This window comes from Acinetobacter sp. YH12112, assembly GCF_013418945.1.
GTDB classification, from domain to species: Bacteria; Pseudomonadota; Gammaproteobacteria; order Pseudomonadales; family Moraxellaceae; genus Acinetobacter; species Acinetobacter indicus.
Map to the genome: position 1 here is coordinate 26,720 of NZ_VPBA01000019.1, position 18,915 is coordinate 45,634.

Here is an 18,915-nt window from a genome sequence, read left to right on the forward strand (position 1 = left end):
AGTTATTGTTTTATTATTCTATAATGAATCATTTACTCTTTTTTTACTACAGCAAACTCAGGTTTTTATCGCAGCAATTTTTTACAGATACAACAGCAAATTTTATAACTTACAATAATCATTGCACTCAATTACAACATGCTAGACAAGTATTTCCACCAACCAATATTTCTATCAGACATAAAAAATCCCCCTTGAACCAATATGCTTCAAGGGGGATTTCAGTTTATTTAGTCTTGTATAAATTAATATCAATATTCTATCCATATTTTAACCTGCTCTCCATACCACTCCATCAATCTCACCCGCTCATCCCAATATTGCGCTCGGTTATATGCCGAGCGAATTCTATTCTGGGGCACATGTGCAAGCTGGCGTTCAATGGCATCTGGATTAAACAGATTCGATTCGTTTATAACTGTACTGAATAGCGATCTAAAACCATGTGTGGTCATTCGTCCCGCATAGCCTGAACGTTTGATCACAGCCAAAATAGACTCGCTACGCATAGGTTCTTTGTTATTTAAACGATGTGGAAATAGCAGTTCTTGATTATGGGTAAGCCTCAAAGCCTTTAGCTCAGCAATCATCATGTCCGTCAACGGTACACGATGCGGAAGACGGTTCTTCATCCGCTCTTCAGGGATATCCCACTTACGTCCTTCTAAATCAAATTCTTCCCAACGTGCTTGCAGCAATTCACTAACCCGAACCCCTGTCAGCATAATCAGAATAATGGCATGATGCGTTTGAGCATCACTTGGGTAAGCTCTTACCTTTCTTAAAAATTCAGGCATTTCAGAGGCCGAAAGCGAAGCCAGGTTTTTGACCCGTTTATTCTTGAGGGCATAAACTAAATCACCTGCCGGATTGTCATAGCGGTATCCATGCGCAATAGCGTATTTCATGACCATGCCACAACGAGACAAAGTACGTTTTGCAATTTCAAGCGAGCCTCTTGCCTCAATTTTCTTAATGATCTGCAGAATCTCAGGTGCCTGAATCTGATTAATACGCTTATTAGCAAGAACAATATAAAGCTCATCCAATGAAGCTCGAACATTACTGATGTGTTTGGATGACCAGGTTTCTTTTTGATTATTAAACCAATCTTCTGCAACTTCTTTGAAATAGGGCTTTAAGTCTTCATGCAATACTGAACGTGAGTATCGATGCTTAAGCTCATATGCAAGCTCCCTTGCCTTTTTTAAGCTTAAATCTGGATATGGGCCAAGCGACTCAGACTTACGTTCACCATGGACAGTGACGCGTACATTCCAATATTTTTGACCTTTGGTGGTAATGATGAGGGATAAACCATGTAAATCCGAAAGACGATACTGTTTATCTTTCGGCTGTGCTTTTCTGCATTTAGTATCTGTAAGTGGCATGTCGATTACCCATAATTGATGTATTAATTTCTGGGTAAATTTTCCCAATATTTACCCGCAAAGAGCAAATATGGGGTCAAATAGGATCAGACAATATCGGACAAACAGGCATAAAAAAAAGCCTTTAAACATTGAGTTTAAAGGCTTTTTTAGATTCCGATGGATTACTTCGGAAAGAATTTTGGTGGAGGTGGCGGGAGTTGAACCCGCGTCCGCCAACACTACGCTCGAGAATACTACATGCTTAGATATCGTCTATTGTTTTAACACTTTAAGACCCGACGAACAGGGTTCAAAGTGCGATCCTCTAAATTTGGTATAAAGCCCCGAGGCTTGGCTCTATACGGACTTGTGTGCGTTCGCTTCGGTCGGGTTCACTGACCACAAGTATTCAGTGAAGCGGACAAGCGGCCCTTAGGCAGCTAGAGCGTAAGTTTCGTCGTTTGCGACTATTTAAATGCAAATTTGATTTACGAGAGAAAATGCGCTCTCGGCATGCATCTATGAGTTTCATCATCAGCGTCGAAGCCAATAACACCCCCAGACTACAGCGCCATCATAGCATAAAAGTTGAAAATTACGAGATCATTTCACAACTATTCACCGCAAGATCTGCGCTTAATAACATAATTGCGCTAATATTTTAAATTTCAAGTCAGATAACAGTATAAATTATGACTTATTTACTCGCCCTGGATCAGGGCACGACCTCAAGTCGCGCGATTATTTTTAATGAACATGGGCAGGTTCAGGCCAGCGCGCAACGCGAAACCCAAATCAACACCCCGCAATCCGGCTGGGTGGAACAGGATGCCCAGGAAATCTGGAGCAGCCAGATGGCTGTGGTGCAACAGGCGCTAGCATCTGCACGGATTCTGGCCAAAGATATTCAGGCCATTGGCCTCACCAACCAGCGGGAAACCACCATCGTCTGGGACAAACGCAATGGCCAGCCCTTGGCGCCGGCCATCATCTGGCAAGACCGGCGCGCAGCCGACTGGTGTAATCAGCTGCTGCAACAGGGACTGCAACAAAAAATACAGCAGACCACCGGATTATTAATTGACCCTTATTTTAGTGCCGGCAAGCTGGTCTGGTTGCTTAAGCATATTCCCGGTCTGGCCGAACTGGCAGCGCAAGGTCATGTTGCCTTTGGTACCGTCGATAGCTGGCTAATCTGGAACCTGACCCAAGGCGCCGAGCATGTAATTGAAGTCAGCAATGCCTCACGCACCATGCTCATGAATTTACAGACCCAAAGCTGGGATGAAGAGCTGCTGCAACTTTTTCAGATTCCCGCTTCGGTCTTACCAAAAATCATCAGTTCCGACCATTATGTGGCCGATACCGCTGCCGGCTTACTCGGCGCCCGACTTCCAATCAGCGGCATTCTGGGCGATCAGCAAGCTGCCCTGTTCGGCCAGTCCTGCTTTGAGCCGGGCATGGCCAAAAACACCTATGGCACCGGCTGCTTTATGCTGTTTAATACCGGTTCGACACTGCAATACAGCCAGAATAAACTGCTCAGCACCTTGGCCTGGCAATGCCAGAACCAGACCCATTATGCGCTTGAAGGCAGTGTGTTTATGGCTGGTGCGATTGTGCAATGGCTACGCGATGGTTTGGGCATCATTCAACAGAGTGCCGAGGTCGAACAGCTGGCCAGTCAGGTCCGCGATACCGATGGCGTGGTGCTGGTGCCGGCTTTTACCGGTCTAGGTGCGCCGCATTGGGACAGTGATGCACGTGCCCTGCTCTGCGGTATGTCGCGTGGCACTCACAAAGCCCATATCGCCCGGGCAGCGCTTGAAGCAATTGCCTTTCAGGTGGCCGATGTTCTCAGCGCGATGCAGTCAGATATTCAGCAACCGCTCAAAGAATTACGGGTCGATGGCGGCGCCAGCTGTAATGATATGCTAATGCAGTTTCAGGCCAATCTGCTCAATGTGCCAGTGTTAAGGCCGCAAATGCGAGAATCCACCGCCTGGGGCGCAGCGGCAATGGCCGGGCTTAAATCCGGGGTATTTAATAGCTTAAGTGATATTGCCGATAACTGGCAGCTGGAACGCGCGTTTGAACCCGGCATGGGAGAAGATCAGCGTCAGGCACATTTGCAAAAATGGCAACAGGCGCTAAAACGTGCCCGTTCCGATCTTTAAACGGCACACGCCCTGCGAAATCGCTCAAGCTTGATTTTTACGCTATTCACCGCGACTGATCCAAATAAAAAAACAGGCCCGATTGAGCCTGTTTTTTTATCTGCCAATCAATCCATTTGGATTAATAAGCATAAGACGCAATTGCGGTGGCAATGGCTTTATGTTCATCATTGACCAGAGTCATGCGCATGGTACAGCCTTTACGGCCCAAACGCAGGGTTTCAGCACGGGCCGTAAAATATTTGCCTCGCCCCGGCGCCAGATAATCCACCCGCATATCCACCGTGGCCAATCGGGTCACTTTCTTGATGGTATCAGGCAACTGCTCCGGCTCGGTGCGCTTATACAGCTCGCCCATCGCCACAATCCCACCCACACTGTCCAGAATTGTCGCAGCAACCCCGCCATGTAAAATCTGAAAAGCCACATTGCCAATCAGCTGCGGCTGCATCTCGATATAGGCTTCAATCTGCTGATCCACCACCCGCATCTGCATGCCGTTATGCTTGAAAAATGGTGAACTGTTAAAGGCCTGACACAATTGCTGTAAGACGACATCAATATCTACTTTCGAACCCAAATGAATGCCTCCGGTCCACTTTTTTGCCATATCGCTCATAAATTGGCCAATTACCTTAAATTGAGAAAAAACGCATGTATTTTGCCCCACAATCCTGTTTATGGGTCTACAATATTGCCTAGTTTAATACTGATCAGTGAGATTGTTATGACTTATACGTTCAATCGTCCCGCATTTCCTGCCACTCGTATGCGTCGTATCCGTAAAAATGACCAGCTACGTGCCATGGTGCGAGAAACCCAGCTCACGGTTGATCATCTCATTTATCCAGTATTTGTTTTACCCGGTCAGAACCAGACCCAAGATATTCCAAGCATGCCCAACATTCAGCGCCTGTCGGCCGATCTGCTGCTGAAAAAAGCCGAGCGCCTGCTGGAACTGGGTGTGTCTAAACTGGCGCTGTTTCCGGTCACCCCACAAGAAGATAAAAGCCTGACCGCCGAAGCCGCCTGGCGCGAAGATGGCCTGGTACAAAGCACGGTCCGTTTACTGAAAAAAGAACTCCCGGAGATGGTGCTGATTACCGACGGCGCCCTCGATCCGTACACCACTCATGGTCAGGACGGCATTATTGATGACAGCGGTTATGTGCTGAATGATGAAACCGTAGCAGCCTTAATCAAGCAATGCTTAAGCCATGCCGAAGCCGGTGCCGATGTGGTGGCACCAAGTGACATGATGGATGGCCGTATTGGTGCTATCCGTCAGGCACTGGAAGCACAAGGTCATATCTATACCAACATCATGGCTTACTCGGCCAAATATGCTTCCAGCTTTTATGGCCCGTTCCGGGATGCCGTCGGCTCGGCCAGCAATTTAAAAGGCGGCAATAAATACAATTACCAGATGGATATTGGCAACCGTGCAGAAGCGCTGCATGAAATCGCGCTGGATATTCAGGAAGGCGCCGACATGGTGATTGTCAAACCGGGTATGCCGTATCTGGATATTGTCCGTGAAGTCAAAGATACCTTCGCTGTGCCGACTTTTGTCTATCAGGTCAGTGGCGAATACGCGATGCTGGCTGCTGCCATTCAAAATGGCTGGTTATCCGACAGCGTGATCATTGAATCGCTGATGAGCTGCCGCCGTGCCGGTGCCGATGGCATCTGGACCTACTTTGCAGAAGAAGCCGCACTCAAACTCAAAGACATGAAATAAGGATATTGCCACTGCAATGAAGCACATTGCCATGATTGGCGCCGGCATTAGTGGACTGATGTCGGCGCTGGAGCTATTGGAACAGGGCTGCTCGGTCAGTATTTTTGATCAGCAGCAATCCGGTCAGGCAGCCTCCTGGGCCGGTGGTGGTATTCTCTCTCCAATGTATCCGTGGCGTTATCCGGCTGCGGTAAATGTGCTGGCGCAATCAGCCAAGACTGAATATCTGCGCTGGAATGCCAAACTTCAGCCTGACACCGGTATTGATTTTCAGATCCATGAAACCGGTATGCTGATTTTTGATGAAAGCGATTTTGACATTGGCCTGAATTTTGCCGAGCAGTTTCAGCAACCGATGCAGCAGGCAGAGCATCTGCACAGCACCAAACTGCATCAACTGAATCCACATATTTCCGCCCAGTTCCAGCAGGCCATCTATTTCCCGCAGCTGGCCAATGTGCGTAATCCGCGTTTATTACAGTCAATTCTGTGCTATTTAAAGCAGCATCCACGGGTGCAGCTGTTTGAACACTGCCCGATTGAACGCCTAGAACTGCACGGTCAGCAGGTATGCGCTATTGTCGATCAGGCCGGACAGCGTTATCAGGCCGATGACTATGTCTTGACCACCGGGGCCTGGTCAGCGCGCTGGGCCGAGCAGCTTGATGTACAGATTCCGGTACGTCCGGTGCATGGACAGATGGTGCTATTCAAAACTCCAGAAAACTGGCTGCCCACCATGTGCATGAATCAAGTCATGTATCTGATTCCGCGTCAGGACGGCCATATTGTCTGTGGTTCCAGTATGGCAGAACAGGGCTTTGATACCCGTTTGAATGCCGATACCACGGCCCATATTCTGGAGGCCAGTTATGCCATGGTGCCGGCCTTAAAAGACCTGCCTATTATCAAGCAATGGGCCGGTTTACGCCCGGGCTCACCAGACGGCGGTATTCCCTATATTGGCTTGATGCCAGCGCTTGACAATCTGTGGGCCAATTTTGGCCATTTCCGCAATGGCTTATGTATGGCACCAGCCTCTGCGCGTTTGCTGCGTCAACTGCTATTGGGCCAGACCCCAGATGTATCTCCGGAGGCTTATAGTCCCGCCCGTTTACAGCATGCTGCACTGGCCAGTTAAGATTGGAACAATTCCCCTACCCGAGATGAGGCGAAGGGAAAATACGTCAGATGATTTAGCCCTGATGCTATGAACCAAACATTTTCGCCGCCATCCGCTGCGCCTGTTTGCCATAAAACCAGTACGTCAGCAGATACAGCGGAATGGCAATTAATAACCACATAATCACCACCACGCTTAAAAATTGCGGCTGCTGTAAATACAGCAGAAAATCCTGCCAGATGGTTGGGCTCTGACGGGAAAAAATCCAGATGCCGAGTAATAAAAAGGCCAGATTATAGCCCCAGAAAATCAGGCTAAAACCCAAGGTCAGCTTTTTACGCTCGGCCTGAGACGGTGCGCGCTGCTGCTGTTTTAAAAATTTAAACAGCACCCAGATCATGGCAACCAAGTAAGGCACTGCGGTTAAAATGCCGCCCACACCTGCCGGTAACAATGCAGCCAGTACCCCGCAGATACAGGTAAAGATCAGACAGAAAAATAAAAACCAGAAAAAATAACGTGTTAGAGAAATCATTAAACTGTCTACCTGAGCCATAAGCAACTAGTATAAAAAAAATTAATTTTTTTTGCATGATCCTGTCAACCGTTGTGCCCGAACAGGCGTTATATAGGGCACAAGCTTCATCTCCGGCGAATTTGTAACGGCATCCACAAATTTTTCGGGAAGCTTTGCTAAAGCAATAAGCGAATGTGAATCAAGTTTTTGTATAGCAGCCAAATGCTTTGTTCATCGCACTTTTTATTTGGCCGACGATTTATCATCACTCGAATCGTCGGCTTTTATTTGTCTGGCCTTTGCTGGTGAGCAGCACTCATCTTCAGGACAATAAAGATTAAACGTCAGCGTTTTCTATCGGTACAGAATTTTAAATTTCGCCCTCAGCTATAGTATGCTTGCCTAAAGCAAAACAGGTTGATGACATGGCAGTGCATTTTTTTCATACGTCAGATTGGCATTTGGGGCAATTTTTCCATAACCACGATCGTGAATATGAACATGCACAGTTTTTAGACTGGTTATTAGAACAAATCCAGGAAAAACAGCCAAATGCCCTGTTTATTGCCGGGGATATTTTTGATGTGATTAACCCGGCCTCCAGCGCGCAGCGCCAGCTGTACCAGTTTCTGGCCGATGCTCATGCCATTGCACCGCACATGCAAACCCTGATGATTGCCGGTAACCATGACTCCGGCTACCGCATTGAACAGGTGGAACCGTTGCTGGCCAAGTTTAAGGCCAAGGCGGTTGGGGTGATTCAGCGCAATACCGACAACCAGCTGGATCTCGACCGTTTACTGGTGCCCATTTATGATGCCGAAAACAAAGTTATTGCCTGGTGTCTGACCCTGCCGTTTTTGCGCACCGCAGAAATTACCGGACTGAATGAGCAGACCCAGAACGCCCAGAATGCGATTGCCTATTTGCATCAGCAGTTGATTGCCGAAGCCAAACGCCGTAAAACGGAAGATCAGGCACTAATCCTGATGTCACATGCGCATATGCAAGGTGGCGAAACCTCAGATTCAGAACGGCCGATCATTATTGGTCATGAAGAAGCACTTTCCACTGCCCTATTTGATGATGTGATTGACTATGTCGCGCTGGGGCATCTGCATAAACCGCAAAAAGTCCAGCATCCACATATCCGCTATAGCGGCTCTCCAATTCCGCTGTCTTTTAGTGAAATCCAGTACAAGCATCAGGTGCTCGAGGTCAAGATTGACCCGCAGGCTGCGCCCGAACAGCGCCTGCAACTGGGCTCACTGCTGATTCCGCGCAGTGTACAGCTGCACCGTATTCGCGGCAGTCTGGATGAAGTGTTTCAGCAACTGAAAGCCCTCCCGCAAGGTACGGTGGAACGCATCTGCCAGCGTGATTATCTGGAAATTGAATACAGCACCGATGTACCACCACCGGTCGATTTACGCCAGCAGATTGAACAGACCTTACCGGAACAGCGCTATCGCCTGTTACGCATTTGCCGGGTCTACACCCCACAGGAAGATCAGGCCGCAGATCAGTCCAAAATTGATCTGGCCCCGCCCACACCGGACAGCTTATTCAAACAGTTGTGGAGCAAAATGGGCTATCAGCCGGATGCCTCGGTCGAGCGAGATTTTATGCAGCTGCTGATTGAAGCGCAGCATAGCCTTGAACAAGAACAGCCATAAGGATCAGACATGAAAATTTTACGTTTAAGTCTGAATAATCTGGCTTCTATTGCCGGCACCCAGGACATCAACTTTGAAAGCGCACCGCTGGCTCATGCCGGCCTGATTGCGATTACCGGAAAAACTGGGGCCGGTAAATCGACCCTGCTCGATGCCATGTGTCTGGCGCTGTATGACCAGATTCCGCGCTTAAACGGCGCTGCCGGGGCGCTTAAAGATGCCAGCGGTCAGGGCATCTCGATTAAAGATTCTAAAAATATTCTGCGCCGCGGCTGTACCCAAGGCTTTGCCGAACTGGAATTTATTGCGCTGGATCAAAAGCGTTATCTGGCACGCTGGGAAGTGCGCCGCGCCCGTAACAAGGTCGATGGCAATTTAAAAGTCGAACGCGCGATTACCGCTGTGGAAGATCAGCGCGTGCTGACCCAGAAAATTTCGGAATGTACCCCGACTGTTGAAAAGCTGATTGGGCTGAGTTTTGAGCAGTTTACCCGCGCCGTCTTGCTGGCCCAGTCTGAAGTGGGTGCGTTTTTAAAGGCCAAAGATCAGGACCGCGCCGACTTGCTGGAATATCTGACCAATTCCCATATTTTCAGTCTGGTCAGTCAGAAAGCCTTTGAAAAAATCCGCCAGATTCGCAGCGAAAAAGAACAGTTACAACAACTGATGGGGCATATTGAGTTGCTTAGTGATGAGCAGCTACAAGCCCTGCAACAGCAGCATGCCCAGAGCAAACTGAGTCTGCATGAAAAACTGCAAAGCGAAAAACTGCTGTTGAATGATTTAAGCTGGTACAAGCAGCAACATCGTCTGCACAGTGAAATTCAGGCCAAAAAAGAATTTTATCTGGTGCAGGTCGATGCCAACCAGAAAATGCAGCCGCAGCGTGACCTGCTGGCGCAGCTGGACCAGTTTCAGGAAATCCGTGAACAGTATCTGCAGCAGCGCCAGCAACAGTTGCAACAGCAACAGCTGGCGCAGCAACTTGAGCAATTCCAGCCGGAATTTCAACACTGTGAACAGCAGCATCAGCAGGCACAGCAGCAGCTGGAACAATTGCAGCACAGCGCGCAACAACAGCAGAAAGAACAGCTACAGTTACAACCCGTGTTAGAACAGGCACTACAGCTGGATGGCCAGATTGAGCATCTGATTCAGCGCTATAAAGAAGCCGATGCCCAGCTGAAACAGATTCAACATGAAAAAATTACGCCACTAACCACCCAGCAGCACGGCCAGCAACAGCACTTACAGCAGTTGCATACGCATTTAGAACATCTGGAACAGCAATCGGTCCAGCATGCCTTTCTGGCAGTATTTGACCGTGAGCCGCACAGTATTTTGCAACGCTTGCAGCAATTTCAGAAACTGCAGCAACAGCTACAGCAGCAGGCACCGGCACATGCGCACAGTTCACTGGCCCAGTTGCAACAGCAGCTAGATGATGTAAAACAGCAACAGGCCGATGCGCTCCAGCAGGCCGGCTCAATGGCTGAACTGGAACAGCAAGCAACAGAACTGGAACAGCAGCAGGTACAGCACCAGCAACACAGCCAGCAGCTGGAACAAGCCCTGTTCCTGTTACAACACATGCTGAACGAGCAGCAGGAACAGCAGCAATTACAGCAGCACATGACCCAGCTTCAGGCCGAGCTAAGCAGCTTGCAACAGGCGCAAACTGAAGCACAGCAGCACTACCAGAATGCCCAGACGGCACGTGAACAGCTGGAACAGATTTTTGCCCAGCAGCGTTTATTGCAGGCACAAAGTGTGCAGGAGTTGCGTCAGCAGCTGCAAGCAGAACAGCCGTGTATGGTCTGCGGTAGCACTGAGCATCCATTTGTCAGTCATCAGGATTTGCTGGAATCTGCACTGCAGTCGGTGCAGGACACCCAGTTACAACAGGCCCAGCAGCAGGAACAGCAGTGCCAGCAGCAGCTCCAGCAATTACAATTGCAACATTCCAAACAGCAAACCCTGCTGGAACAGAAACAGCTACGCTCTAGCCAGCTTCAAGACAGTGTGCAACAGAAACTGCAGCAGGTTCAAAAGCTCAGCCCAAGCACACAGCTGGATGATACAGCACACGATCTGACCGCCTTGCAGACCACACTGCAACACAAGCTAAATCAGCAGCAACAGCAGTTACAGCAGCTAAAAACTCGCCAGCAACAGCTGAAAAGCCAGACCCAGCAGCTGCAACATTTGCAGCAACAGATTCAGTCCCTGCAGTTACTCTGTCAGCAATTCCAGCAGCTGGCACAACTGATTGAACCGGTTACCCAGGCACTGGAACCGGCCCAGCAAGCGCAATGGGCGAACCAGGCCGAGATGTGTCAGACTCTTATTGCCCTGCTGAGTAGCCGGACTCAATATCTACAACAGCGCGAACAGTGCCTGCAACAGCAGCAGGAATTACAGCGCCAGATCAAAGACGGCGAACAGCAATTACAGTTCTATCAGCAGCAACAGCAACAGCTGAGCAATGACCTTACCCATGCACAAACTCAAGGCAGCCAGTTGCGCCAGCAGGTACGTGATCTCAGCCAGCAACATGCTGGACAGGTGCTGGATACAGGCAAAGCCTGGCAGCAGCTGTTACGAGAGCAGCAGCAACAACTCCAGCAGCAGGTAGAACAGCAACACCTGCACTGCCGTCAGCTGGAACAGCAATTCCAGCAGGCGCAGCTGAAACAGCAAGACCTGCATACACGCCAGCAGCAGCTTCTGGAAAGTGTACAGCAGCTACAGCACAACATTCAGCAGTGGCAAAGCCAGCATCCACAGTTCACTGCCGAGAAGATTGAGCAGTGTCTGGGTATTGATCTGGCCAGCTGGCAGGCCATGCGTCAGGCCATCCAGCAACAGCAGCAAGCCATGCTCAGTGCACAAAGTGCGCTGGATGTATTGCAGGAGCAATTCCAGCAGCATCAGGCCCAGCAACCAACTGCCAGCTATGATGAGGTGACCACCCAACTGGAACAGCTGGAACAAGAAAAAAACAGCTTGCAGGAGCAGTTTAACCAGCTGGAAACCCAGTTACGCATGCAGCAACAGGCGCAGGCACAACTGTCCAAATTCCAGAGCCAGATTGAAAAAATTCAGGCTGAAGAATATCGCTGGGGCCGGATTGCCGATTTAATTGGCAGCAAGGAAGGCACCAAATTCCAGAAAATTGCCCAGGAACATCATCTGGATATTCTGGTGGAACATGCCAACCAGCAACTGCAGCCACTGGCGCCGCGTTATCAGCTACAACGTATTCCCAACAGTCTGGGCCTCGCGATTCTGGATCATGACATGAATGGCGAAATCCGGCCGGTACTGTCTTTATCGGGGGGTGAAACCTTCCTGGTATCACTGGCGCTGGCACTGGCCATTGCCAATATGGCCTCCGGCTCCATGAAACTGGAATCGCTGTTTATTGATGAAGGCTTTGGGACGCTCGATCCGGCCTCGCTACATATGGTCATGAATGCGCTCGACCGGCTGCAAAGCCAGGGCCGTAAAGTGGTGCTGATTTCCCATATTCAGGAAATTCACGAACGGATTCCGGTCCAGATTCAGGTCAAACCAATTGGTGCTGGGGCCAGTACCCTGCAGATCGTAGGCTAGACCATGTTCTGGCACTATCGTCCGCTCTCGCCGCAGCTCAGCCTGCAGCTGGAAAGCCTGCGCGGATGGAGTGCCATTCTGGTGCTGTTCAGCCACTGTTTTCAGGCCTTTATTGGCCCGCTGGATCAGACCTTGTATTCGGGTGTGCGTCTGCTCGGACAAGCCGCAGTGATGATGTTCTTTGTTCTAAGCGGCTATCTGATTGGACATTCCATCCGTCACAATATCCATCGCCATCGACAGTTTTCAGGCTTGGCCTATAGCCGGCAACGCTGCCAGCGTATTCTGGGACCATTTTTATTTGCCATGTTGCTGACCTTGTTATTGTATGCACTGGCGCCCTATTTCTTTGCATCCGGCTCCCATAACATTGAGGCGAGCCAAAGCTTTATGATCCGGCACAGCTATGACATTAGTGCAGCCGATTTTCTCGGTTCATTGTTTTTCGTCAATGGTTTTGTAACGCCGACCGTATCGGCCAATGCTGCCCTCTGGAGCCTGAGTTATGAAGTCTGGTTTTATGTTCTGGCCGGTTGTCTGGTGACATTCAGACCTGGGAGCATCCTGCTGTTTTTAACCCTGCTGCTTGGCTTAAGCCTGCTCAATATCCAGTTCCTGATTTATTTTCTGGTCTGGTTGTTGGCTTTTGCTTTTGCCAGTCCGGCATGGAGCAAACAGATTCCAGCCGCCCAACTGCACTATTTTAAATCCGGTTTTCTGCTCTTGGCGGTGCTGATTGCCCTGTTTGATGCCTACCAGTTTCACTCCATTTATCTGGCGCAGTACTATACTGGCGAAAATTTCAGGCTGTTTAACCTGTGTATCGGGATTGCAGCGGCCTGCTGGCTGCTACAACTGGCGCGTGGTGAACGGCAGATTCAGGTGATCTGGCCGGCTTCCGCGCAGTTTTCCTATACCCTGTATATCACCCATTTCCCATTGCTGATTTTTATCCTGGGCTGTTTTCCGTTTACGCTGCAGCACGGTTTAGGAGTAGCTCTGCTCAGCCTGATTATCACAATGGCGGTGCTGATTGGTTTTGCCTGGCTGGTGGCGCAAAAACTGGAGCCACCACGCCGGATTGAACGGCACTTATCCTAAGCGGACTGTGATGTCAAACAATAAGCTGAATATTGTAATGCAGCGTTATTGCGAATAATCACGCGCACCAAATAATGCCGTACCAATCCGCACCATGGTCGAACCTGCGGCAATTGCTGCATTTAAATCACCGGACATGCCCATACTTAACGTATCCCAATCTGCAGGCTGTGCATGTTGCGCCTTGACCGTATCAAACAGTTGTTTGGCATCCTGAAAGGCGGCAGTGTTATTTGGTGCCGGAATCACCATCAGGCCACGTAAACGTAAATTCGGCAACCGACTGATCTGCTCGACCAGCGCCGGTACTTCGCCAGGGCTACAGCCATCTTTGCTATCCTGTCCATCAATATTGACCTGCAGGCAGATATTCAGTGGCGCCTGCTGATCGCTGCGCTGATTGGACAAGCGCTCAGCAATAATCAGCCGGTCTACCCCATGCACCCAGGCAAATTTTTCAGCCAGATGTTTGGTTTTGTTGCGCTGCACATGGCCAATAAAATGCCACTCAATCTCTAAATCCTGCAGCGCCTCAATTTTTTCCAGCGCTTCCTGTAAATAGTTTTCGCCAAAGGCTCGCTGTCCGGTCTGGTACATTTCCTGCAACACAGCACTCGGATGGGTTTTGGAAACCGCCAGCAGCTGGACCTCTGCCGGGTCACGCTGCGCCTGCTGACAGGCATGCTGAATTTGTTCTAACACATGTTGACGCGATTTTTGCAGGCTATTCATTGATGCGGTTCTCATTTTCATTCATCTTTTTTACTTTGCCCTCGTGCTAGGTGTTGGTTAAGCTGAGGGAAAGCCGTATTATTCTAACAAAATAATTAAGATTTATATGATCTCGGGGAACTTATGGATATTACAGAACTATTGGCCTTTTCGGCAAAAAATGGGGCATCGGATTTACACCTGTCGGCAGGCATGCCGCCACTGATTCGTGTGGATGGTGAAGTACGCCGCATCAATTTGCCCGCCTTGGAACATAAAGAAGTCCACAAGCTGGTCTATGACATCATGAACGACAAACAGCGCCGTGATTATGAAGATAACCTGGAAACCGACTTCTCGTTTGAAGTCCCGGGCGTGGCGCGTTTCCGTGTTAACGCATTTAACCAGAACCGCGGTGCAGGCGCGGTGTTTCGTACCATTCCCTCTAAAGTGCTGACCATTGAAGATTTGGGAATGGGTCAAATCTTTAGAGATATCTGTGACTATCCACGTGGTCTAGTGCTGGTCACGGGGCCGACGGGTTCGGGTAAATCCACCACCCTGGCGGCGATGATTGACTATATCAATGACAACCGCTATGACCACATTTTGACCGTGGAAGACCCGATTGAATTTGTGCATCAGTCTAAAAAATGTCTGGTCAACCAGCGTGAAGTGCATCGTGATACCCACGGCTTTAACGAAGCGCTACGTTCGGCGCTGCGTGAAGACCCGGATATTATTCTGGTCGGTGAGATGCGTGACCTGGAAACCATCCGTCTGGCACTTACCGCGGCAGAAACCGGTCACCTGGTCTTTGGTACCCTGCACACCACCTCGGCGGCAAAAACCATTGACCGTGTGATTGACGTCTTCCCGGCCGAAGAAAAAGATATGGTACGTGCCATGCTGTCTGAATCGTTACAGGCGGTCATTTCCCAAACTCTGCTCAAGAAAAATGGCGGTGGCCGTGTGGCGGCGCATGAAATCATGATCGGGATTCCGGCCATCCGTAACCTGATTCGTGAAAACAAGGTTGCGCAGATGTACTCAGCCATTCAAACCGGTGCCAACTACGGTATGAGTACGCTGGACCAGAGCCTGAAAGCCCTGGTCAGCCGTGGCGTGATCAGTCCACAGACCGCGCGTACTGTGGCGAAACAGCCAGAATCGTTCCTCTAATCGTGTGCAGGAAGCCAGGACAGCGCTATGGACTTTAATGATTTATTGAATTTAATGATTCAGCAAAAAGCATCGGACCTGTTTATTACGGCCGATGTTGAGCCTTCCATGAAAATTAACGGCCAGATTGTGCCAGTGGCCAAATCCAAACTGACCGGGGAAATTGTCGGCCAGCTGCTCAACTCGATTATGACCGACAAGCAGCGCAAGGAATTTGCCGATACCCGTGAATGTAACTTTGCCATCACCAACCGTGATAAAAGCGCACGTTTCCGTGTCAGCGCTTTTCAGCAGCGTGATGAACCGGGCATGGTGCTGCGTCGGATTGAAACCAAAATTCCGACCATGGAAGAACTGAAACTGCCGCCAATTTTAAAAGATCTGGCCATGACCAAACGTGGCATCATCATCTTTGTCGGGGCAACCGGTACCGGTAAATCGACCTCTTTGGCGTCAATTATTGGTTATCGTAACCAGAATTCCAAAGGTCATATCATCACCATTGAAGACCCGATTGAATTTGTGCACGAACACGCCGGCTGTATTATTACCCAGCGTGAAGTAGGCATTGATACCGATTCGTTTGAAGTGGCACTGAAAAACACCTTGCGTCAGGCCCCAGATGTGATCCTGATTGGTGAGATCCGTTCACGTGAAACCATGGATTATGCAATTGCCTTTGCCGAAACCGGTCACCTGGTATTTGCCACCCTGCACGCCAACAACGCCAACCAAGCCATTGACCGGATTATCCACTTCTTTGAGGCTGACCGTCATGGCCAGCTGTTTATGGATTTATCACTGAACCTGAAAGCCATTGTGGCACAGCAGCTGATTCCTACTATTGATGGCAACTCACGTCGTGCCGCGATTGAACTGCTGATTAACTCGCCACTGGTGTCCGATTTAATCCGTAAAGGCGATGTGCACGAAATTAAAGACCTGATGAAGCGTTCACGTGAGTTGGGTATGCAAACCTTTGACCAGGCCCTGTATGACCTGTATAAAGCCAAGCAGATCAGCTACAAAGATGCCCTGAAACATGCCGACTCGCCAAACGATTTGCGTCTGCAAATCAAGCTGTCGGAAGAAGGCGGCGAGCGTTTAATGCATGCCACTTCGAATATTACCTTCGACGGGCAATAATTTTAGGCAAAAAAAACAGGCTGATCTTCAGCCTGTTTTTATGGGTTGATTTATTGATGGGCAGTTTTGCGCTTATTTTTTACGGAACGCTTCGCGGCATTCCGGCGCATCGCAGTAGCCATATAAATTCAGTGAGTGACCGGTCAGTTCAAAACCAAACTTTTTCGCCACTTCATGCTGTTCGTGTTCAATCACGTCGTTGGTAAATTCCACCACTTTATTACAGTTCTGGCATACCAGGTGGTCGTGGTGATCTTCCTGCATAATTTCAAAAACCGAATGATTATTTTCAAAATTATGACGCTCGATAATCCCCGCGGCTTCAAACTGTGTTAACACGCGATACACAGTTGCTAAACCCACATCTTCACCCTGTTCGAGTAAAGTCTTGTAAATATCTTCCGCGCTTAAGTGATGTTGTCTTGAATTTTCTAATAATTCCAATATTTTAATTCGTGGAAGTGTAACTTTAAGGCCAGCTTTGCGTAGATCTTGATTTGAAATAGGCATGAAAAAAGGTCTCTCAACAAAATTAAAGTTGGAATATGCAACAAAGTTAAGATGCAGTATGATCTATGCTTGGATCGAATGCATCAATAATTAATTGGGATAGTGTAGCAAAATGCAAAAAGTCATGTTGACGTTATTCGTCACTTCATTGCTCATGGGTTGTTCGACCTTGGGCGTTTATAAAGTAGATATTCCTCAAGGCACCCCCTTAACCCAAGCACAAGCTGCAAAAATTCAGGTCGGCATGAGCCACCAACAGGTCCGCTTTTTGCTGGGTAGCCCAACCATTTCAGATCCAATGAATCCTTTACGTTGGGACTATATTTACCATTATATCCCAGGAACCTATGCTAAAAAAGCCAAGATTCCCGCTGCACAAGGTCAACACTTAAAAATCTACTTCGATCAAACCGGTATTGTGCAGAAAATTGAAGGTTTAGAAACCATTCCTGAACAGCAACCAGGCTTACCGGGTTCAAAAGAAGCAATTTTAACCGCGCCCCCACTATAGCCCCTTTCAGATAAAAAGAAACCCCTCAGTGAGGGGTTTTTCTTATGAACTCAATTGCTTAAAGCGATTGCCTTTGGCATAGCGGCCCACCGGGTTTTTCGCTGCTCGTTTGCGGCGGATATCTTTCGGATTAATGGTCAGCGGCCGGTAAATCTCGACCCGGTCACCCGGTTGCAGTGGCTGCTGCGCATCGGTTAAACGGCTACCAAAAATTCCCAGTTGCAGCGGTTCAGGCAAACTGACCTGTTCGCTAATCCCGCTCTGCTGAATCGCATCCAGCGCAGTCATGCCATTTTGATACGGCACTGCCAGATGAAACTGCTGTTCGGCTGAGGCAAAAGCCACCCAGACATACTGCGCAGTCATCAGAACATTTGTCCAATCACGGCCAGCAGCGCAGCAATAATTGCCAGTGGCAAGACAATACGGATGGCAATACGCCACAGGTTATAAAAGGCTTCACTGCTGAAGTTCATGGATTTACGCAAATGACTGATTTTCATGATCCAACCGGCGAAAATCGCATAAATCAGACAAATCACCAGGCCCCAGATCATCAGCAGCGGATTTAACACACTGGCCAGACCTGGAATGGCCCAGATCAACGTGGCTGCCAGCAGAATGATCCATTGAATTGCCACTGCAATCTGACGCTGTGCCAACTGTTCACGTGCCAGTTGCAGGATGAGCGCAGCAGCCATCACCACAGCAAAAGCCAGCGCAAAAGCGGGTAGCTGAGCAGTCGCGGCAAAGAAAGCAAAGGCAATCACGGCCAGTAATTGCGCCAGCCAGATCGGGAACACGGTTTTGGTCGCCACCTGTTGCTGTTGTACCGCCGGCAAACTGGTTTGCCAGTACAGACCCAGACCTAGGCCACTAGCCACCAACGCCAGTACTGTGGCATTGCCCCACTCGCCAAACTCAAGCGCGGTCATTTGCCATTCAGCAACCGGAGCACCCATCACTTGCGCCAGAATAAAGGCAGCAATCACACCGACCGCAGTCAGGCCAAGCAGCAGCAGACGCGAAATAAAAGACAATGCCAGGGCAACCAGTGCCAAGCCAATAAAAATCCACAACGGTAGAATCGTTGGCAGTGCTAGCTGGGTCAGCATTTGGCTGACATTAAACAGCATCGCGCCTGCTAAAAATGGAATAAACACCGCGGCCAGCCAGCCCACCAGACGCCACTGTGCAGAGGCATCGGCATCACGGGTCAAACTGGATAGAGCCTGCAAGGCTGTAGTTTTTGAACGCTTGGCCAGCGCAATTTCCATATAGGTCAATGGCAAGGCCAGCACCAGCATGGTACCTAACCACAGCAGCCAGAAGTCCAGTTGACGTTCCAGCTGAATGCCAGTGACCGGTGCCAGTGTGGCAATCAGAATAAATGATAAACAAAATGCCATCAGCGGCGATAACCATCGTGACATAGCATTGTCCTGCATGATGCTTTCCTAATAAAAATCTATCGCTATTTTGCCCTTGTCACCCGGGAAAATCAAAAACTAAAAAAGAAAAAGCAAACCATT

16 protein-coding genes and 1 other RNA gene are annotated in these 18,915 nt (G+C 49.2%); 9 read left to right on the forward strand and 8 right to left on the reverse strand.

Annotation, left to right across the window (positions count from 1 at the left end; translation table 11 throughout):
• Positions 1-251: 251 nt before the first annotated feature.
• Both FTU50_RS08655 and ssrA read right to left on the reverse strand, forming a co-directional pair.
• Positions 252-1,391 (reverse strand): tyrosine-type recombinase/integrase, encoded by a 1,140-nt coding sequence (locus FTU50_RS08655; protein WP_180046876.1) that lies wholly within the window; start codon positions 1,389-1,391, stop codon positions 252-254.
• A 182-nt stretch (positions 1,392-1,573) separates the two neighbouring features.
• Positions 1,574-1,933: a transfer-messenger RNA gene (ssrA, locus tag FTU50_RS08660) on the reverse strand.
• A 132-nt stretch (positions 1,934-2,065) separates the two neighbouring features.
• Here ssrA and glpK point away from each other — a divergent pair.
• Positions 2,066-3,550, forward strand: a complete 1,485-nt coding sequence (glpK, locus tag FTU50_RS08665; RefSeq protein ID WP_180046874.1) for a glycerol kinase GlpK — start codon at positions 2,066-2,068, stop codon at positions 3,548-3,550.
• Positions 3,551-3,671: 121 nt separating this feature from the next.
• On the opposite strand, the gene FTU50_RS08670 is transcribed toward glpK, so the two are convergent.
• A complete protein-coding gene (locus FTU50_RS08670) occupies positions 3,672-4,169 on the reverse strand; it encodes a thioesterase family protein (RefSeq protein WP_034597877.1) in 498 nt (165 codons plus the stop codon).
• Between the two features lie 108 nt (positions 4,170-4,277).
• Between FTU50_RS08670 and hemB the strand changes: the two genes are divergently transcribed.
• Positions 4,278-5,291 (forward strand): porphobilinogen synthase, encoded by a 1,014-nt coding sequence (hemB, locus tag FTU50_RS08675; RefSeq protein ID WP_005179750.1) that lies wholly within the window; start codon positions 4,278-4,280, stop codon positions 5,289-5,291.
• A gap of 16 nt (positions 5,292-5,307) precedes the next feature.
• A complete protein-coding gene (gene thiO, locus FTU50_RS08680) occupies positions 5,308-6,432 on the forward strand; it encodes a glycine oxidase ThiO (RefSeq protein WP_180046872.1) in 1,125 nt (374 codons plus the stop codon).
• A 67-nt stretch (positions 6,433-6,499) separates the two neighbouring features.
• Here thiO and FTU50_RS08685 read toward each other — a convergent pair whose 3' ends face one another.
• Positions 6,500-6,949, reverse strand: a complete 450-nt coding sequence (locus FTU50_RS08685) for an ABZJ_00895 family protein (protein ID WP_180036591.1) — start codon at positions 6,947-6,949, stop codon at positions 6,500-6,502.
• Between the two features lie 407 nt (positions 6,950-7,356).
• On the opposite strand from FTU50_RS08685, the gene FTU50_RS08690 reads away from it, so the two are divergent.
• Genes FTU50_RS08690 through FTU50_RS08700 form a run of 3 tightly spaced genes read left to right on the forward strand, consistent with a single transcriptional unit; the run spans position 7,357 to position 13,323 of the window.
• Positions 7,357-8,607, forward strand: a complete 1,251-nt coding sequence (locus tag FTU50_RS08690) for an exonuclease SbcCD subunit D C-terminal domain-containing protein (RefSeq protein ID WP_168397495.1) — start codon at positions 7,357-7,359, stop codon at positions 8,605-8,607.
• A 9-nt stretch (positions 8,608-8,616) separates the two neighbouring features.
• A complete protein-coding gene (locus FTU50_RS08695) occupies positions 8,617-12,222 on the forward strand; it encodes an AAA family ATPase (RefSeq protein WP_180046870.1) in 3,606 nt (1,201 codons plus the stop codon).
• A gap of 3 nt (positions 12,223-12,225) precedes the next feature.
• Positions 12,226-13,323 carry an acyltransferase gene (locus FTU50_RS08700; RefSeq protein ID WP_104489467.1) on the forward strand — a complete coding sequence of 366 codons (1,098 nt, stop codon included), beginning with the start codon at positions 12,226-12,228 and terminating at the stop codon, positions 13,321-13,323.
• A gap of 45 nt (positions 13,324-13,368) precedes the next feature.
• On the opposite strand, the gene FTU50_RS08705 is transcribed toward FTU50_RS08700, so the two are convergent.
• Entirely contained in the window at positions 13,369-14,055 is a 687-nt protein-coding gene (locus FTU50_RS08705; RefSeq protein WP_163145486.1) for a YggS family pyridoxal phosphate-dependent enzyme, read from the reverse strand.
• A gap of 123 nt (positions 14,056-14,178) precedes the next feature.
• Between FTU50_RS08705 and FTU50_RS08710 the strand changes: the two genes are divergently transcribed.
• Positions 14,179-15,216 carry a type IV pilus twitching motility protein PilT gene (locus FTU50_RS08710; protein WP_005179768.1) on the forward strand — a complete coding sequence of 346 codons (1,038 nt, stop codon included), beginning with the start codon at positions 14,179-14,181 and terminating at the stop codon, positions 15,214-15,216.
• 27 nt (positions 15,217-15,243) lie between these two features.
• Positions 15,244-16,362 carry a PilT/PilU family type 4a pilus ATPase gene (locus FTU50_RS08715; RefSeq protein ID WP_005179770.1) on the forward strand — a complete coding sequence of 373 codons (1,119 nt, stop codon included), beginning with the start codon at positions 15,244-15,246 and terminating at the stop codon, positions 16,360-16,362.
• Between the two features lie 72 nt (positions 16,363-16,434).
• Here the strand turns inward: FTU50_RS08715 and fur are convergent, their stop codons facing one another.
• The gene (gene fur / locus FTU50_RS08720; RefSeq protein WP_005179771.1) at positions 16,435-16,872 is read right to left on the reverse strand and encodes a ferric iron uptake transcriptional regulator; all 438 of its coding nucleotides are present in this window, start codon (positions 16,870-16,872) and stop codon (positions 16,435-16,437) included.
• Positions 16,873-16,984: 112 nt separating this feature from the next.
• On the opposite strand from fur, the gene FTU50_RS08725 reads away from it, so the two are divergent.
• On the forward strand, positions 16,985-17,383 hold the full coding sequence (locus FTU50_RS08725) for an outer membrane protein assembly factor BamE (protein WP_005179773.1): 399 nt from the start codon (positions 16,985-16,987) through the stop codon (positions 17,381-17,383).
• Positions 17,384-17,425: 42 nt separating this feature from the next.
• Here the strand turns inward: FTU50_RS08725 and FTU50_RS08730 are convergent, their stop codons facing one another.
• Complete coding sequence (locus tag FTU50_RS08730) at positions 17,426-17,749, reverse strand: RnfH family protein (RefSeq protein WP_005179774.1); 324 nt, start codon at positions 17,747-17,749, stop codon at positions 17,426-17,428.
• Positions 17,749-18,831, reverse strand: coding sequence for a hypothetical protein (locus FTU50_RS08735; protein ID WP_127800517.1), 1,083 nt, complete (start codon positions 18,829-18,831; stop codon positions 17,749-17,751). The genes FTU50_RS08730 and FTU50_RS08735 overlap by 1 nt, the downstream gene beginning before the upstream one ends.
• Positions 18,832-18,915 lie beyond the last annotated feature (84 nt).

What these genes read in the sequence shown, in the direction of transcription:
- FTU50_RS08655 (WP_180046876.1), bottom strand. Translation starts at nt 1,391, where the DNA reads ATGCCACTTACAGATACTAAATGCAGAAAAGCACAGCCGAAAGATAAA.
- glpK (WP_180046874.1), top strand. Translation starts at nt 2,066, where the DNA reads ATGACTTATTTACTCGCCCTGGATCAGGGCACGACCTCAAGTCGCGCG.
- FTU50_RS08670 (WP_034597877.1), bottom strand. Translation starts at nt 4,169, where the DNA reads ATGAGCGATATGGCAAAAAAGTGGACCGGAGGCATTCATTTGGGTTCG.
- hemB (WP_005179750.1), top strand. Translation starts at nt 4,278, where the DNA reads ATGACTTATACGTTCAATCGTCCCGCATTTCCTGCCACTCGTATGCGT.
- thiO (WP_180046872.1), top strand. Translation starts at nt 5,308, where the DNA reads ATGAAGCACATTGCCATGATTGGCGCCGGCATTAGTGGACTGATGTCG.
- FTU50_RS08685 (WP_180036591.1), bottom strand. Translation starts at nt 6,949, where the DNA reads ATGATTTCTCTAACACGTTATTTTTTCTGGTTTTTATTTTTCTGTCTG.
- FTU50_RS08690 (WP_168397495.1), top strand. Translation starts at nt 7,357, where the DNA reads ATGGCAGTGCATTTTTTTCATACGTCAGATTGGCATTTGGGGCAATTT.
- FTU50_RS08695 (WP_180046870.1), top strand. Translation starts at nt 8,617, where the DNA reads ATGAAAATTTTACGTTTAAGTCTGAATAATCTGGCTTCTATTGCCGGC.
- FTU50_RS08700 (WP_104489467.1), top strand. Translation starts at nt 12,226, where the DNA reads ATGTTCTGGCACTATCGTCCGCTCTCGCCGCAGCTCAGCCTGCAGCTG.
- FTU50_RS08705 (WP_163145486.1), bottom strand. Translation starts at nt 14,055, where the DNA reads ATGAATAGCCTGCAAAAATCGCGTCAACATGTGTTAGAACAAATTCAG.
- FTU50_RS08710 (WP_005179768.1), top strand. Translation starts at nt 14,179, where the DNA reads ATGGATATTACAGAACTATTGGCCTTTTCGGCAAAAAATGGGGCATCG.
- FTU50_RS08715 (WP_005179770.1), top strand. Translation starts at nt 15,244, where the DNA reads ATGGACTTTAATGATTTATTGAATTTAATGATTCAGCAAAAAGCATCG.
- fur (WP_005179771.1), bottom strand. Translation starts at nt 16,872, where the DNA reads ATGCCTATTTCAAATCAAGATCTACGCAAAGCTGGCCTTAAAGTTACA.
- FTU50_RS08725 (WP_005179773.1), top strand. Translation starts at nt 16,985, where the DNA reads ATGCAAAAAGTCATGTTGACGTTATTCGTCACTTCATTGCTCATGGGT.
- FTU50_RS08730 (WP_005179774.1), bottom strand. Translation starts at nt 17,749, where the DNA reads ATGACTGCGCAGTATGTCTGGGTGGCTTTTGCCTCAGCCGAACAGCAG.
- FTU50_RS08735 (WP_127800517.1), bottom strand. Translation starts at nt 18,831, where the DNA reads ATGCAGGACAATGCTATGTCACGATGGTTATCGCCGCTGATGGCATTT.